This window comes from Rhodococcus sp. HNM0569 (assembly GCF_012726205.1).
Taxonomy (GTDB): domain Bacteria; phylum Actinomycetota; class Actinomycetes; order Mycobacteriales; family Mycobacteriaceae; genus Rhodococcus_F.
This window is the reverse complement of the sequence record NZ_JAASAE010000012.1, coordinates 13,255-28,218: the sequence shown is the minus strand read 5'-3', so window position 1 is coordinate 28,218 and position 14,964 is coordinate 13,255. Positions and strand designations below refer to the sequence as shown.

General features: G+C 68.9%; 15 protein-coding genes and 1 pseudogene. 9 read left to right on the top strand and 7 right to left on the bottom strand.

Going from position 1 to position 14,964, the window contains the following annotated elements; all coding sequences use genetic code 11:
• Position 1: 1 nt before the first annotated feature.
• From phnH to HCA44_RS15830, 3 genes are read right to left on the bottom strand one after another with little or no spacing between them, the layout of a single operon-like run.
• Positions 2 to 592, bottom strand: coding sequence for a phosphonate C-P lyase system protein PhnH (phnH, locus tag HCA44_RS15840; protein WP_169650095.1), 591 nt, complete (start codon positions 590 to 592; stop codon positions 2 to 4).
• Complete coding sequence (locus HCA44_RS15835) at positions 589 to 1,038, bottom strand: phosphonate C-P lyase system protein PhnG (RefSeq protein WP_169650094.1); 450 nt, start codon at positions 1,036 to 1,038, stop codon at positions 589 to 591. The genes phnH and HCA44_RS15835 overlap by 4 nt, the downstream gene beginning before the upstream one ends.
• Complete coding sequence (locus HCA44_RS15830) at positions 1,038 to 1,784, bottom strand: GntR family transcriptional regulator (RefSeq protein WP_169650092.1); 747 nt, start codon at positions 1,782 to 1,784, stop codon at positions 1,038 to 1,040. Before HCA44_RS15830 ends, HCA44_RS15835 begins: the two co-directional genes overlap by 1 nt.
• Before the next feature lie 226 nt (positions 1,785 to 2,010).
• Here HCA44_RS15830 and HCA44_RS15825 point away from each other — a divergent pair.
• A pseudogene (locus HCA44_RS15825) lies at positions 2,011 to 2,610 on the top strand (FAD-dependent oxidoreductase); the annotation flags it as partial.
• Positions 2,611 to 2,691: 81 nt separating this feature from the next.
• Here HCA44_RS15825 and HCA44_RS15820 read toward each other — a convergent pair.
• Complete coding sequence (locus tag HCA44_RS15820) at positions 2,692 to 3,840, bottom strand: RNA-guided endonuclease TnpB family protein (protein ID WP_169650090.1); 1,149 nt, start codon at positions 3,838 to 3,840, stop codon at positions 2,692 to 2,694.
• Between the two features lie 111 nt (positions 3,841 to 3,951).
• Between HCA44_RS15820 and HCA44_RS15815 the strand changes: the two genes are divergently transcribed.
• From HCA44_RS15815 to HCA44_RS15800, 4 genes are all read left to right on the top strand, one after another.
• The gene (locus HCA44_RS15815; RefSeq protein ID WP_169650088.1) at positions 3,952 to 4,767 is read left to right on the top strand and encodes a DUF2786 domain-containing protein; all 816 of its coding nucleotides are present in this window, start codon (positions 3,952 to 3,954) and stop codon (positions 4,765 to 4,767) included.
• On the top strand, positions 4,767 to 5,300 hold the full coding sequence (locus tag HCA44_RS15810; protein WP_169650086.1) for a TIGR04338 family metallohydrolase: 534 nt from the start codon (positions 4,767 to 4,769) through the stop codon (positions 5,298 to 5,300). Before HCA44_RS15815 ends, HCA44_RS15810 begins: the two co-directional genes overlap by 1 nt.
• Before the next feature lie 123 nt (positions 5,301 to 5,423).
• The gene (locus HCA44_RS15805) at positions 5,424 to 6,137 is read left to right on the top strand and encodes a Clp protease N-terminal domain-containing protein (RefSeq protein WP_169650084.1); all 714 of its coding nucleotides are present in this window, start codon (positions 5,424 to 5,426) and stop codon (positions 6,135 to 6,137) included.
• 84 nt (positions 6,138 to 6,221) lie between these two features.
• Positions 6,222 to 7,016 carry an LLM class F420-dependent oxidoreductase gene (locus tag HCA44_RS15800; protein ID WP_169650082.1) on the top strand — a complete coding sequence of 265 codons (795 nt, stop codon included), beginning with the start codon at positions 6,222 to 6,224 and terminating at the stop codon, positions 7,014 to 7,016.
• Positions 7,017 to 7,067: 51 nt separating this feature from the next.
• Here HCA44_RS15800 and HCA44_RS15795 read toward each other — a convergent pair whose 3' ends face one another.
• Positions 7,068 to 8,762 carry an acyl-CoA dehydrogenase family protein gene (locus HCA44_RS15795; protein WP_169650080.1) on the bottom strand — a complete coding sequence of 565 codons (1,695 nt, stop codon included), beginning with the start codon at positions 8,760 to 8,762 and terminating at the stop codon, positions 7,068 to 7,070.
• Between the two features lie 38 nt (positions 8,763 to 8,800).
• Complete coding sequence (locus tag HCA44_RS15790; RefSeq protein ID WP_346764747.1) at positions 8,801 to 9,427, bottom strand: TetR/AcrR family transcriptional regulator C-terminal domain-containing protein; 627 nt, start codon at positions 9,425 to 9,427, stop codon at positions 8,801 to 8,803.
• Positions 9,428 to 9,566: 139 nt separating this feature from the next.
• Here HCA44_RS15790 and HCA44_RS15785 point away from each other — a divergent pair, with 139 nt between their 5' ends.
• Together HCA44_RS15785 and HCA44_RS15780 are read left to right on the top strand one after the other, a co-directional pair.
• Positions 9,567 to 11,414, top strand: a complete 1,848-nt coding sequence (locus tag HCA44_RS15785) for an ABC transporter substrate-binding protein/permease (protein WP_169650076.1) — start codon at positions 9,567 to 9,569, stop codon at positions 11,412 to 11,414.
• A gap of 4 nt (positions 11,415 to 11,418) precedes the next feature.
• On the top strand, positions 11,419 to 12,162 hold the full coding sequence (locus tag HCA44_RS15780; protein ID WP_169650074.1) for an amino acid ABC transporter ATP-binding protein: 744 nt from the start codon (positions 11,419 to 11,421) through the stop codon (positions 12,160 to 12,162).
• A 1-nt stretch (position 12,163) separates the two neighbouring features.
• On the opposite strand, the gene HCA44_RS15775 is transcribed toward HCA44_RS15780, so the two are convergent.
• A complete protein-coding gene (locus HCA44_RS15775; RefSeq protein ID WP_169650072.1) occupies positions 12,164 to 12,724 on the bottom strand; it encodes a dihydrofolate reductase family protein in 561 nt (186 codons plus the stop codon).
• Between the two features lie 218 nt (positions 12,725 to 12,942).
• Here HCA44_RS15775 and HCA44_RS15770 point away from each other — a divergent pair, with 218 nt between their 5' ends.
• Together HCA44_RS15770 and HCA44_RS15765 are read left to right on the top strand one after the other, a co-directional pair.
• Positions 12,943 to 13,752 carry a crotonase/enoyl-CoA hydratase family protein gene (locus tag HCA44_RS15770; RefSeq protein WP_169650071.1) on the top strand — a complete coding sequence of 270 codons (810 nt, stop codon included), beginning with the start codon at positions 12,943 to 12,945 and terminating at the stop codon, positions 13,750 to 13,752.
• Between the two features lie 46 nt (positions 13,753 to 13,798).
• The gene (locus HCA44_RS15765) at positions 13,799 to 14,956 is read left to right on the top strand and encodes an acyl-CoA dehydrogenase family protein (RefSeq protein ID WP_169650069.1); all 1,158 of its coding nucleotides are present in this window, start codon (positions 13,799 to 13,801) and stop codon (positions 14,954 to 14,956) included.
• The last annotated feature ends 8 nt before the right edge of the window (positions 14,957 to 14,964 follow it).

Below are 14,964 nucleotides of genomic sequence, written 5' to 3'. Positions count from 1 at the left end.
GTCAGTTCTCCTTTCGTGCGATGCGCGTCGTGCGTGGCACGCCGAGCGCGTCGCCGTCGGGCGTGACGAACAGCAAGTCGATTCCCGCCGGGAAGGCGGCGTGCTCGTCGCGCGCGGGCCAGACGGCCGCGTCGACGGCGGCGAACACCGTGCGGACGCCGTCGACTCCGGGGCCACGGAAGGTGAGTGCCGGGCCGTCGTCGAGCGATTCGACGGGTGCGATCACCAGTGCCGCAGCCTCGGGCGCGAGCGGGGTGCCGGGATGGGTGGCCACGACGGTCTCCGGCGTGAGGGCCTCGAGTGCCGTGACGAATCGCGCGCGGGCGACCGACACGTGCGGTGCGCCGGTCGCGGTCGTCACGACGTCGCGCCACGGCGTGCCGGCGGCGGTGAGGTGCACCGGAGTCTCGAGATCGGCGAGCGCGAGCACCGGCAACAACACCGGAGGAAAGCCGCTGTGCGGCAGCGTGACCCGCGTCCCCGGCCGCGACAGCGCTTCGAGCATCGCGCGATACACGCTGCCCGCGACCGCGGGGGTGAGGCCGGCGGCGTGGGATTCGGTCGGCCCTGCGACCGGAGAGGTGGTGTTCACAGCTCCTCGAATCGGACGGTCGTGGGGGCGATGCGTGCCCATTCATCGCGGTCCTCGGTGCGCAGCCGCTCCTCGACACGCACACACAGATCGAGGACGAGCGGCGCCGCCGGCCTGTCGGCGTGCAGAGCGGCGTCGCAGATCGCCGCCGCGAGTGTGGCGGCGCGTTCGTCGCCGAGCCGTATCGCCCAGCCACGCTCACCGGCGAGCGACACCTCGGCGCGGCACGCGAGGACGTCGCCGAGGAAGAACTGGTCGTGCGCGATCGGTTCGCGCACCCGCGCGGAGATCGCGCCGAGCTCGGGCGGGGTCAGCACGATGAACTCGGCTCGGTCGTCGAGGGCGGGGTCGGCGAGGACGCGGTCGGCGACCTCGACGAGTTCGTCTTCGGTGGCACGCGCGAGCAACTCGGTCACGCGTTCGCGCGTGAGTCCTGCGAAAGTCACTATTGGTCAACCCCTTTCGGTTGATCGGAGGAGTGCGGATCGTCGATCTCCATGACGACGCGTACGGCGTCGCCGCGCATCCAGGCCTTGCTGTAGGTGAGGGGACGCCCCGACGCGACGTCGCGGTTGACGCTCTCGACCACCCACACCGGCACGGCCGTCACGAGCTGGAGGTGGTCCTGGACGACGCGGCCGGGGATGTCGGATGCGGTGCGGCACCACGCCCGCACCGCGCGCACCGACCCCATCTGTCGCAGCACCTCGTCGAGCGATTCCTCGACGCGCATGCCGCGGGCGAGGTCGGGCACGGCGTCCGAGGACACCCACTCGATGCCGTAGCTCGCGACGAGATCGTCGATATGGCTGAGCCGTTCCATGCGATGGGCGTGGGCGCCGACGGGCAGCTCGAGCAGTTCGCCGACCGCGGCGTCGACCGGCTCGGTGCTGTGCGCGAGCACGACCGATCGGGCCCGCGCGCCTGCCGCTTCGATCGTGTGGTGCCAGGACGGCCTGCGCTCGCGCGAGAGGACGTAGTCGATGCGCCGCCCGACGAAGGTGCCCGCGCCCTGGATCCTCCGCACGAGCTGCCGTCGTTCGAGCTCTTGCACCGCGGCGCGCGCGGCGGAGCGTCCGACACCGAAGCGCGCGCCGAGCGCGAACTCGCTCTCGATGCGGGCGCCGGGCGCGAGCCCGGCGATCTCGCGTTCGAGCGCGTCGGCAATCTGCCGGTACCGCTGCTGCGTCATGTCCAGCACTGTCGCGGCCGCAGTTGTACGGACAACCGCCCGCGAGGTAACCGGGAGGGAAACGCAGTTGAACAGGCGGGTGCGTTGTCGCCCGCCGGACGCGGGGCATCGCGCCCCGTCCGTTCTTCGGAGAGATTGCCGCGAAATGCGCTCGCGATCGGCGGATCCGGGATATACCTGTCGACTGACAACACTCATTGTCAGAACGCGACGATCAGGGGGCTCGATGCGCGACACGCGGAATCCGCACTCCACCACTGCACTGCCGCGGCGCACGGTGCTCGCCGGGATGGGCGCCGCGGGGCTGCTCGCTGCGACGGCAGGCACTGTCCGCGCGACGGCGCCCACACCCTCGACCCGGCGCTCCGTTGCCGTGTTCGGAGGCGGCATGGCCGGCCTCACCGTGGCGCACGAACTCGCCGAGCGTGGGTTCGACGTGACCGTGCACGAGCCGACCGCGCTCGGCGGCAAGGCGCGCAGCATCACCGTCGGCGGCACCGGAGCCGGCGGCCGCGGCGACCTGCCGGGCGAGCACGGCTTTCGTTTCTTCCCCGGCTTCTACCAGCACATTCCGGACACCATGCGGCGCATCCCGTTCGCGGGCAATGCGAACGGAGTGCTCGACAATCTCGTCGCGGCAGGCGGATTCCGGTTCGCACGCCCGAACGGCGACGACCTGATGATGCCCGCACCCGGCGCGCCGACGCGATGGGAGATGTACGACCTCGACACCTTGCGCGAATCGCTCGCCGCGCTGTTCGCGATCGGCACGTCGATACCTCCGCACGAGATCCAGGTGTTTCTCACCAAACTCTTGACGTCCTCCCGGCCGTGAACGACCGGGATTCCTACAGCGGCACGTCGTGCCGCTTCGGTGGGTTCCTGTTTCACCGGGACCTGCCTTCCGCTAGGCGGCAGGACTTACGGTCCCTCCGCAGGCGTTTAACCTCTCCGCACGTCCTGCGGCGAGGATGTTGATTGCGGCGTTGAGGTCGCGGTCGTGGACCGCACCACACGCTGCACACGTCCACTGTCGAATCGAGAGCGGCTTCGGCCCGTCGACCACTCCACACGCCGAGCAGAGCTGCGACGACGGGAACCAGCGGTCGATCTTCACGAAGGTCCGCCCATATCGTGCGGCTTTCTCCTCGAGCATGGTGGTGAACATCGCCCACCCGGCGTCGTGTACCGACTTCGCCAACCGTGTTCGCACCAACCCGGACACCGCCAGGTCTTCGACGTACACCGCTTGGTTGTCGCGGATGATCGCCGTGGACTGCTGGTGCGCGAAGTTGCGACGCGAATCGGCCACCTTGGCGTGTGCCTTGGCGACACGCAGGCGCGCCTTGGCCCGGTTGTTGCTGCCCTTCTCCTTGCGGGAGAGGTTCTGCTGAGCCTTGCGGAGCGTGCGCTCCGCGCGTCGCAGAAACTTCTGCGACGTGATCGTTTTGCCATTCGACAGGACAGCGAACGTGGTGAGCCCCAGGTCGATACCCACTTCGGTGTTGATCTCCGGCAGCGGCGCCTGGTCGACCTCGACGACGAACGAGGCGAAGTACCGGCCGGCAGAGTCTTTGATGATCGTGACCGACGACGGGTCGGACGGCAGGTCGCGCGACCATGCCACCTTCAGTTCGCCGATCTTCGCGACATACAGCTTCCGGTTCGGGCGGATCGTGAAGCCGTTGCGGGTGAGTCGGATCGCCTGCCGGTTGTCCTTGCGAGACCGGAACCGCGGCGCCCCGACCCTGCGGCCCTTACGCTTCCCCGACATCGAGTCGAACCAGTTCCGATAGGCGCGCCGCGCATCTTGGCAGGCCTGCACCAGCACCACCGACGCCACCTCGGCCAGCCACGCCCGCTGTGGAGTCTTCTTCGCTGCGGTGACTACCTGTTTCTGTACGTCGGTGTCCGAGAGCTTCACCCCGGTCTCGTATGCGTCCTGCCGGGCGCGCAGTGCATCGTTGAATACCACCCGCGCACTCCCAAACGACCGGGCCAGCATGTTCTGCTGGCCGGGCGTCGGATAGACGCGGAACTGGTATCGCAACTGCACAGGCAAACCCTATTCCTGACCACCGACACACTTGATGCGCTAACCCGGCCCTGAAGGACCGGGCTTGCACGCTACGTTCTCCGGTCACAGCCCCGGCGTAGCCTCGCGGGAGTGGATTCCGACAAGCTGCTCACGCGGATCGGCGGGCTGTTGCGCCAGGCCGAGTCGACGGATAACGAGCACGAAGCCGAAGCGTTCATGGCGGCGGCGCAGCGGCTCGCGACGGCGTCGTCGATCGACCTGGCGGTCGCGCGGTCGCACACGCGCGGCCGCGAGCGGCGGCAGACGCCCACACAGCGCGTCGTGCACATCGGCGAGGCCGGCAAGAAGGGACTGCGCACGTACGCGCATCTCTACATCGCGATCGCGGCGGCCAACGACGTGCAGTGCGACATCACCCAGACGTCCACCACGATCTTCGCGTACGGGTTCGCGTCCGACCTCGACGTGTGCGAACGGCTGTACTCGAGCCTGCTGATCCAGATGGTTCGGGCGTCCGACGCGTACGTCAAGTCCGGCGCGTACCGCTCCGAGACCACACCGCGCCGCGTCGTCGACCGGCGGCGACGCACCGTGCGCCTCGAGCATCGCCCCGTCGCGGGAGTCACGGCCCGGCTCGAATTCCAGACGGCCTACGCCGCGCGCATCGGCGCGCGGCTCGCCGACGCGAAGGCCGAGACCGAGGCGCAGGCCACCGCCGCGCCCGAGACGTCACAGGAGACCGCGCTCGCACTACGCGACAAGCAACTCGAGTTACGCGACTACTACCGCGAACACTCCGATGCGCGCGGCAGCTGGCGCGGCACTCGGGCGAGTGCGGGCCATTCGTCGCACGCGCGCCGGGCAGGCGATCGCGCGGCGCGCACCGCGCGGCTCGGGCCGGCCGACGAGTTGCCGGGGGCGCGCAGGCAGTTGCGGGAGAAGTGATGGCGCGGCGTACCCGCGACAGCGGACGTTCGGCAGTGTACGACGCGGAACAGTTGGTGCGCACCATGTTCGACCGCGCCGACGAACGCGGCCTCCGCACGGTCGAGGTGCTCGGCTCGCACGTGACGCTTCCGATCGAGCGCAAGTTCGCGTCGATCGACTCGGTGCAGGACTACGTCGACAAGGTGCTCGCGCTGCGGTGGGTGCGCGCGACGTGGCCGCGCGCAGCCGTCCCGGTGCGGGTGCGTGCACGGGCCGGCTCCGCCGCGGCCCACTACGAGGGCGACTGTGCCACGATCGCCGTGCCCGAGCATCGCGGTGGCACCGCGTGGGCGTTCCGCGAACTCGTCGTGTTGCACGAGCTCGCGCACCACCTCGATCCGCTCGCCGACGGCGACGAACCCGACACCACCTCCGCACACGGGCCCGAGTTCACGGCACGATTCCTGGCGCTCGTCGGCGAGATCGTGGGTCCCGAAGCCGCTTTCGTGTTGCGCGCGATGTACCACGCGGGCGGGGTATCACCCCCGTGAGCGCCGGGGCATCGCCGCCGTGAGCACTGTGCGAGTCCCCGCACGCGTGTTTCACGCACGGGGGTGACACGTGTCGTCAACTGATGGTTGACGAAGCGGGATTCGTCAACCTAAAGTTGACGCATGACCGATCCCGTGCCCGCCACCGGCAAAGTCCGGCTCGGCGACCTCATCGAAGCCATCCAATCCGTCCACGACGACGCACTCGAGCGCGTCAGCGATGCGGTGCTCACCGCGGAACACCTCGGCGACGTCGCAGACCACCTCATCGGCCATTTCGTCGACCAGGCCCGTCGCTCCGGGGCGTCCTGGACCGACATCGGACAGGCGATGGGCGTGAGCAAGCAGGCCGCGCAGAAGCGGTTCGTCGCGAAGGGAAGCGAAGGAGCACAAGATTTCTCACGCTTCACGCCCCGTGCCCGCAATGTCGTCGTCGAATCCCAGAATGCCGCGCGTGCCGCAGGAAACGACACCATCACGCCCGACCACCTGATCCTCGGCCTGATCGTCGACCCCGACGGGCTCGCCGCGAAGGCCCTCGTCGACGGCGGTACGACGCTCGACGCGGTGCGCGAGCGTGCTCTCGTCGCACTGCCGCCGCGCGTCGGCGAGCCGCCCGCGCTGATCCCGTTCGACGCCGACGCACGCAAGGCGCTCGAGTTGACCTTCCGGACCGCGCTACGACTCGGCCACAACTACGTCGGCACCGAGCACGTGCTCCTCGCGCTGCTCGAGAACGAAAACGAAGACGGAACACTCACCGGGCTCGGCGTCACGACGGACGCCGTCGAGCAGTACGTCGCTCGCGTCCTCGCGACACTCACCGGGGGCGCGTGAGCCGAGTCGGTGGCGCACCGGCGGCGACGCGCGCAGGATGGGGGAGGCCAGCACGGCCGACAGACCTGCCTGTGAGGAGAACGAATGAGCCGTCCCGTCCGCATCGGTGTCCAACTCCAGCCGCAGCACGCGCCCGACTACGGCCTGATCCGCGACGCGGTCCTGCGCGCCGAGGATCTGGGCGTCGACATCGTGTTCAACTGGGACCACTTCTATCCGCTCTACGGCGACCCCGACGGCGCGCACTTCGAATGCTGGACCATGCTCGGCGCATGGGCCGAACAGACCGAGAACGTCGAGATCGGCGCGCTCGTCACGGGCGGCGGCTACCGCAATCCCGAGCTGCTCGCCGACATGGCGCGCACCGTCGACCACATGAGCGGCGGCCGGCTGATCCTGGGGATCGGCTCGGGCTGGTTCGAGAAGGACTACGACGAGTACGGCTACGACTTCGGCACGAAGGGTTCGCGGCTCGATCTGCTCGGCGAATACCTGCCGCGCATCACGAGCCGCTTCGACAAGCTCAATCCCGCACCGACGAGGCACATTCCGATCCTGATCGGCGGCGGCGGGGAGAAGAAGACGCTGCCGCTCGTCGCGCGTCACGGCGACATCTGGCACAGCTTCAGCGATCTCGGCGAACACGAACGCAAGGCGGGCATCCTCGCGGACCGCTGCGCCGACGTCGGCCGCGATCCCGCCGCCATCGTGCATTCGACGTCGTGGCCGGGTGTCGACGGTGCGCAGGCCCTGGTCGACCAGGGAGTGTCACTGTTCACCGTCGGCACCGGCGGCCCCGACTACGACCTCACCCAGTTGCGTGAGGCGATCGAATGGCGGGACGAGTTCACGCCACCGCCGCTGTCCGGCCTGAGCTGAACCGTCCCGTGAGTGAAAAAGGCGTACCTGGACTCGTCAAGTGCTCACGGGTCAGGCGCGGGTGACGATCGCGTCCAGGTCGAGTCCGGTGGGCAGTGCGCCGTACTCGAACGCTCGGTCGTCGCCGAGCCGTGCCGCGACGAACGCATCGGACACCGCGGCGGGCGAAAAGCGCACGAGCAGTGATGCTTCGAGCGCGAGTGCCATCGACTCGACGACGACCCGAGCACGGCGCTGCGCGTCGACCGGCGAGCACGTCGCGAGCTCGCCGAGCTGACGACGCACGCGGTCGTGGTGCGCGTCGAGCACCGAGTGCGCACCCCGCGCGAGCGACAGCTCGGCATCGAACGCCGCGACGCACTCGGGTTCACGGGTCATCGCGCGCAGCACGTCGAGCGCGATCACATTGCCCGAGCCTTCCCACACGGCCATGACGGGCTGTTCGCGATACCGCCGCGCGAGCGGGAAGTCCTCGGTGTAGCCGTTGCCGCCGAGGCACTCGAGTGACTCGTACGCGTGGTGCGGCCCGCGCTTGCAGATCCAGTACTTCGCGACGGCGGTCGCGAGCCGGCGGAACGCCTTCTCCTGGTCCGACGCATCCTCGTCGTGCGCGCGGGCGAGCCGGATCGCGGTGACCGTCGCGGCCTCGGATTCGAGCGCGAGATCGGCGAGCACCGCCGTCATCGCGGGCTGTTCGACGAGCACACCGCCGAACGCGGAGCGGTGCCGTGCGTGCCATGCGGCCTCCGCGACGGACTGCCGCATACCGGCGGCGCTGCCGAGGATGCAGTCGAGCCGCGTGCGCGCGACCATCTCGATGATCGTGCGCACGCCGCGGCCGGGCTCACCGACCATCGTGGCGACGGTGCCGTCGAGCTCGATCTCGCTCGACGCGTTCGACTTGTTGCCGAGCTTGTCCTTGAGCCGCTGGATGCGGAACACATTGCGGGTGCCGTCGGGCAGCACGCGGGGCAGCAGGAAACACGACAGGCCCTCGCCGCCCGCGCCCTCGGCTTGCGCGAGCACGAGGAAGGCGTCGGACATCGGGGCCGAGCAGAACCACTTGTGCCCGGTGAGCAGGTAGTCCTGGCCCGGACCGCCCCTGCCCGCAGGCCGCGCGACGGTGGTGTTCGCGCGCACGTCCGAGCCGCCCTGCTTCTCGGTCATCGACATCCCGAAGATCGCGGACTGCTTGTCGCCCGCGCCGAGCGCCGGGTCGTACGCACGCGAGAGCGCCCGCGGCACCCAGTCGGCGGCGACGTCGGGCTGCAGCTCGAGCGATGGGACGACGGCGTGCGTCATCGACACCGGGCATGCGTGCCCCGCCTCGATCTGCCCGAACTTCATGAATGCCGCGGCACGCACGACGTTCGAGCCGGGCTGCGGATCCGCCCACGAGCGGGTGTGCGCACCGTGCGCGACGGCCGCCGCGATGATCCGGTGGTACGACGGGTGGTATTCGACCTCGTCGACGCGGTGCCCCCACTGGTCGAAGGTGTGCAGCTCGGGGGTGTGCGTGTTGGCGAGCTGCGCGTCGTGCTGGAACTGCGCGCTGCCGACGAGGGTGCCGATCTCGTGCAGTTCGGCCTCGCCCCACGCCCCGTCGTGGCGCTGGACCGCTTCGCGCAGGACGATGTCCTCGCCGTACTCGTCGACGTCGACGCGCGGTGTCGACTGGTTGAGCACCGTGTGTGTCGCGTGGGGCTGCGGGTGGGTGACCCGCCGGCTGCTGAAGGTGTCGGTCATGTCGTGCCTTTCGGTGTCTGCGGAGAGCTGGGGCGGGTTCAGGAGGCGGACCCGAGCGCGGTGTCGAGCACGGTGTCGGGAATCTGCAGGCCCGCGAAGATGACGGCGACGGCCTCTTCGAGCGAGTAGCCGAAACTCTCGCCGGTGGCGGCCTTCTGGATCACGAGGCCGAAGATCGCCGACCAGAATGCCTTCGCCTCGACGTCGATGTCGGTACGCAACTTCCAGCCGGTGCGCACGAGGGTGCGCAGCAGCGCCGCCTCGCCGCGCACGTGCAGCGTGCGGAGAGTGTCGGTGATGCGCTGCCGCAACTCGGGCTTGCGGCCCGCGAGGAGCATCGCCGACGTGAACAGTTCGACGCTCGGCGCGGCCGGCCCGAGCAGCGAGCCGACGAGTTGCTCGGTGTAGTCGCGGACGGTGTCGGCATGCGCCGCGGCATCCTCGGCCGCCTGGCCTGCGCGTAGGACGGCCGCGCACGCGGCCTCGACGAACAGGCTCTCCTTGGACCCGAAGTAGTACGTGACCTGGTTCGGGTACGCGTCCGCGGCCGCGGCGATCTGCGCGACGGACACGCCGACGCCCTGGGCGAGGAAGAGCCCGGTGGCCGCGTCGAGCAACGCGCGGCGCGTCTGCCGCCCGCCTTCGCGACTCCCGCGTACACCCACGACGTCTCCCTCGTTCGCAGCACAGTTTGTTGTATGACAAACAATATTCGCGAGAGGTAGCTCACGCAAGATTCGCACCGCGCGATCGGGCTGATCCTTATCGCCAGGAGGAGCCAGGGCGCGCGATACGCTTTTCTCCATGTCTTCACCAGCCCGGGCACGCGCGCGGGTCCGATCACGCCTGCGCGTTGTCGTCGCGCTCGTCGCCGCCGCGCTACTCGCGTTCACCCTCGCGTCGTGCGGAAGCGATTCCGGCACCGACCAGGGTGCCGAAGCGCCGGTGTCCGATCTGTGTGCGCCACCCGGTCTCGCGTCGGCGCAAGCGACGCCACCCAATTTCGACTCGGGAGCCGCGGCGGCGGAACCCGACCGGTACACGACGCCCGACACGACGCCGCTCGATCAGATCGACACGTCCCGGTTGGGCCTCGTCGAGCCGGGTGTGCTCACCGTCGGCACGCTGTCCGACGCCCCGCCGAGCATCTGCGTCGACTCGAACAACCAGTTCACCGGGTACGACAACGAGGTACTTCGCGCGATCGGCGAAAAGCTCGGATTGCGTGTCGATTTCGTCGGCACCGAGTTCGCGGGTCTGCTCGCGCAGGTGGCAGGCAAGCGTTTCGACGTCGGCTCGTCGTCGATCACCACCACCGACGAACGCCGGAACACCGTCGGATTCACCAACGGCTACGACTTCGGCTACTTCTCCCTGGTGGTGCCCGACGGCAGCGCGATCCAGGCGTTCGACCAACTCGACGCGTCGACGCGGATCGGCGTCGTGCAGGGCACCGTGCAGGACGACTACGTCGTCAACACCCTGCACCTCGACGCCGTCAAGTTCCCCGACTACGCCACCGCGTACGCGAACCTGAAGTCCGGACAGATCGACGCGTGGGTGGCGCCGTCGCAGCAGGCGGAAGGTGCCATCGCACCGGGGGATCCGACGTCGATCGTGCAGAACACGTTCAGCGTCAACAACTACGTCGGGTGGGCGGTCGCGAAGGAGAACCAGCCGCTCATCGACGCGCTCAACTCCGGGCTCGACGCGGTGATCGCGGACGGCACGTGGGCCCAGCTGTACTCGGACTGGGTGCCGCGTGAGCTTCCCGAGGGCTGGAAGCCCGGCAGCAAGGCGGCACCCGCGCCCGAGCTACCCGATTTCGCGGCGATCGCGGCCGAGAATGCCGCGAACGACCAAGGACAGCCGACCACGGCGGCCGCACCCAAATCGACACTGCAGCAACTCGGCGACACCTTCTTCGACTGGGAGCTCTACAAGCGGGCGTTCCCCGACCTGTTGAAGACGGGCCTGCCCAACACGCTGATCCTCGCGCTCACGTCGGGCATCGCGGGCACGATCATCGGCATGCTGCTCGCGGTCGCGGGCATCTCGCGCACCCGTTGGCTGCGCTGGCCCGCACGCATCTACACCGACATCTTCCGCGGACTGCCCGCGGTCGTCATCATCCTCATCGTCGGCCTCGGCGTCGGCCCCGTCGTGAAGGGCATCACCGGCAACAACCCGTACTGGCTCGGCGCGGCGGCGCTCGCGCTGCTCGCGTCCGCCTACATCGGCGAGATCTTCCGCTCCGGCATCCAGAGCGTCGAACCGGGCCAGCTCGAAGCCTCCCGCGCCCTCGGGTTCAGCTACCGGCGCTCGATGTCGCTCGTCGTCATCCCGCAGGGCGTGCGGCGCGTGCTTCCTGCGCTGATGAACCAGTTCATCTCGCTCATCAAGGACTCGTCGCTGATCTACTTCCTCGGCCTGCTCGTGAGCCAGCGCGAACTGTTCGCGGTCGGCCGCGACCTCAACGCGCAGACCGGCAATCTGTCGCCGCTCGTCGCCGCCGGCCTGTTCTACCTGGTACTCACGATCCCGCTGACGCACCTCGTCAACTACATCGACAACCGGCTGCGCACCGGCCGCGAGGACCGCTCCGGCGCGCTCGATCCGGTCGAACAGTCGATCGTCGTGGAAAGGGGCTGACGCGATGACCGTCGCAGCCACCGAATCCGTCTCGCTCACCGGCAAGGACCTGCACCTCGCGTTCGGCGCGAACAAGGTGCTGCGCGGCGTCGACATCCACGTCGACGCCGGCCACGCCGTCACCGTCATCGGGCCGTCCGGCTCCGGCAAGTCGACGCTGCTGCGCGTCCTCAACCGCCTGCACGAACCCGACCAGGGCGACATCCTGCTCGACGGCAAGTCGGTGTCGAAGGACGATCCCGACCGATTGCGTCAACGCATCGGCATGGTGTTCCAGCACTTCAACCTGTTCCCGCACAAGACGGTCGCCGACAACGTCGCGCTCGCACCGCGCAAGCTCAAGGGCATGTCGAAGGACGAGGCGCGCGCACTCGCGCTGGAGCAGCTCGAGCTCGTCGGGCTCACCGCGAAGGCCGATTCGCGTCCCGGCAATCTGTCGGGCGGTCAACAGCAGCGTGTCGCGATCGCGCGGGCGCTCGCGATGAAGCCGCAGGTCATGTTCTTCGACGAGGCGACCTCGGCGCTCGACCCGGAGCTGGTCAAGGGCATCCTCGCGGTCATGGCCGATCTCGCCGGTGGCGGCATGACGATGGTCGTGGTGACGCACGAGATGGGCTTCGCACGTCAGGTGTCGGACACGGTGCTCTTCATGGACCACGGCGCGGTCGTGGAGACCGGCAAGCCGGAGCAGCTGTTCGAGAAGCCGGAGACCGAACGCCTGCAACAGTTCCTGTCGCAGGTCCTGTGATTCAGGCCCGCACGCGACGGTAGTCGAGGAACACCACGCCGCTCGCGAACGAACGGTGGCCCACGAGTTCGAGGTCGTGCCGTCGCACGCCCTGCCACACCCGGAGGCCGCCGCCGACGAGTACCGGCATCACGAACAGCCGGTATCGATCGATCAGGCCCGCGTCGTCGGCTGCGGCGGCCACGGTCGGCCCGCCGATCGACACGTCGCGGTCGGACGCCGCGACCTCGCGCGCCACGACATCGGGATCGAAGTGCCGTTCGAGGCGGGTGTTCGGCGTCCACACCTCGGGCAGCGTCGACGAGAACACGACCTTGTCGGCGCCGCGCCACATGCGGGCGTACTCCCGCACCGGGGCGGGTTCGTCCGCGACGTCCATCTCCTCCCACACGGCCATCGTGTGGTACATGCGGCGACCGAAGTAATAGGTGCCGACGTCGCGCTCGCATTCGTTGACGAACGCGTGGACCTCGGCGTCGGGTGCAGCCCAGTCGAATCCGCCGTACACGTCGGCGGTGTGGCCGTCGAGCGACGCCAGTGCGGAGTAGACGAGTTCGCCCATAGGAAGAGTGTGCCCGGCTCGTGCTCGCGTGTCAGGCATTCGGGTACGCAGCGCCGGCCGGGTACGCAGTGCCGGCCGGGTACGCAGAGGTTTCGCCTATCGCACCGACAGCGATTGCCACTCGCGCCGCCTCTGGACGGCGTGCCACGGCGCGGCTAACTTAACGATCGTTCGAACAGTGAGCGGCACCACGCCGCGCGACCGATCGAAAGGCGCCGATGTCCAGCTCCGAAAGTGCCGTCCTGTCCACCACCGACGGTCACGTCACGACGTGGACGCTCAACCTGCCCGACGCCCGCAATCCCATCTCGGGCCCCGCGATGGTGGACCGCATCGTGCAGCTCGTCGACGACGTCAACGCCGACCCCGACACGCGCGTCGTCGTCCTCACGGGCGCCGGCTCGGCGTTCTCGGCCGGGGGAAACATCAAGGACATGGCCGATCGCGCGGGGATGTTCGGCGGCAGCCCGCGCGAACTGCGCGACGGCTATCGTTCGGGCATCCAGCGCATTCCGCTCGCGCTGTACCACTGCGAGGTGCCGGTCGTCGCGGCCGTCAACGGCCCCGCCGTGGGCGCCGGCTGCGATCTCGCACTCATGGCCGACATGCGGATCGCCTCGAGCACCGCGTTCTTCGCCGAGAGCTTCGTCAAGCTCGGCATCATCCCCGGCGACGGCGGCGCGTGGTTCCTGCCACGCGTGATCGGGCCCGCGCGTGCGGCCGAGATGGCGTTCACGGGGGACCGCATCGACGCACACAAGGCGCTCGAGTGGGGTCTCGTGTCCGAGGTGACCGAGCCGGACGGCCTCCTCGACGCCGCCTACGCATTGGCCCGGCGTGTTGCCGTCAACCCGCCGCACACCCTGCGGATGACCAAGAAGCTGCTGCGCCAGTCCGAGAAGCAGGACCTCGCAGGGCTTCTCGAACTGTCTGCGGCGCTGCAGGCGATCTCCCACCACACCGACGATCACCGCGAGGCGCTCGACGCGATGCTGTCGAAGCGCACGGGCGACTTCACCGGGCGCTGACCCGCCCCCTCCCGATCGTCCCCGAACTGCCGACAGGAGCACCCACGTGAAACGCACGATCTTCCATGCCGAGCACGACGAGTTCCGTTCGATGGTACGCGATTTCATCGAGAAGGAAGTGGTTCCCCAGCGGGAGAAGTGGGACGAACTCGGGCGCCCCGATCGCGACTTCTTCCTGCGCCTCGGCGAGCTCGGAATCCTCGGGATCCAGGTACCCGAGCAGTACGGCGGCGCGGGCGAGAAGAGCTTCGCGTACTCGGCGATCGTGTTCGAAGAGGTTGCGCGGGCCGGTGTCTCGTTCGGCTCGTACACCGTGCACTGCTGCCTGATCCTGCCGTACCTGCTCGAGTACGCGACCGACGAACAGAAGCAGCGCTGGCTGCCGAAGTTCGCGTCGGGCGAGCTCATGACCGCGATCGCGATGACCGAGCCCGGCACCGGCTCGGACCTCGCGAACATCTCGACCTCGGCCACGCTGTCGGCCGACGGCACGCACTACGTGGTCAACGGTGCCAAGACGTTCATCACCGGCGGTGTGACGGCCGACCTCGTGCTCACGGTGTGCCGCACCGCGCCCTTCGACCCGGACAACCGCCGCGCGGGCCTGTCGATCCTCTGCGTGCCCACCGACAGCCCGGGCTTCAGCGTCGGCCGCAAGCTCGACAAGCTCGGCCTGCATCAGCAGGACACCGCCGAGCTCGTGTTCGAGGACGTCGCGGTACCGGTCGAGAACCTTCTCGGCACCGAGGGCGACGCATTCGGCTATCTCACGCACAATCTGCCGCAGGAACGGCTGAGCATCGCGCTCAACAGCGTCGCGCAGGCCGAGGCCGCGATCGCACACGCGACGGCATACATCAAGGAACGCAGTGTGTTCGGCAAGCCCGTCGCGTCTTTCCAGAACTCGAAGTTCGTCGTCGCGGAGTGCGTCACCGACGCCACCGCGGCGCGCGTATTCGTCGATCACTGCCTCGAACTCCTCGACCGCGGCGAGCTCACGGTGTCCGACGCAGCGATGGCGAAGTTGCACTGCACCGAGATGGCGGGCCGCGTGATCGACAAGTGCCTCCAGCTGCACGGCGGCTACGGGTACATCACCGAGTACCCCGTCGCCCGGCTCTACGCCGACACACGCGTCACCCGCATCTACGGCGGCACGAGCGAGGTCATGAAGACGATCGTCGCCAAGAGCGCGGGCCTGTAGGGGCCGCG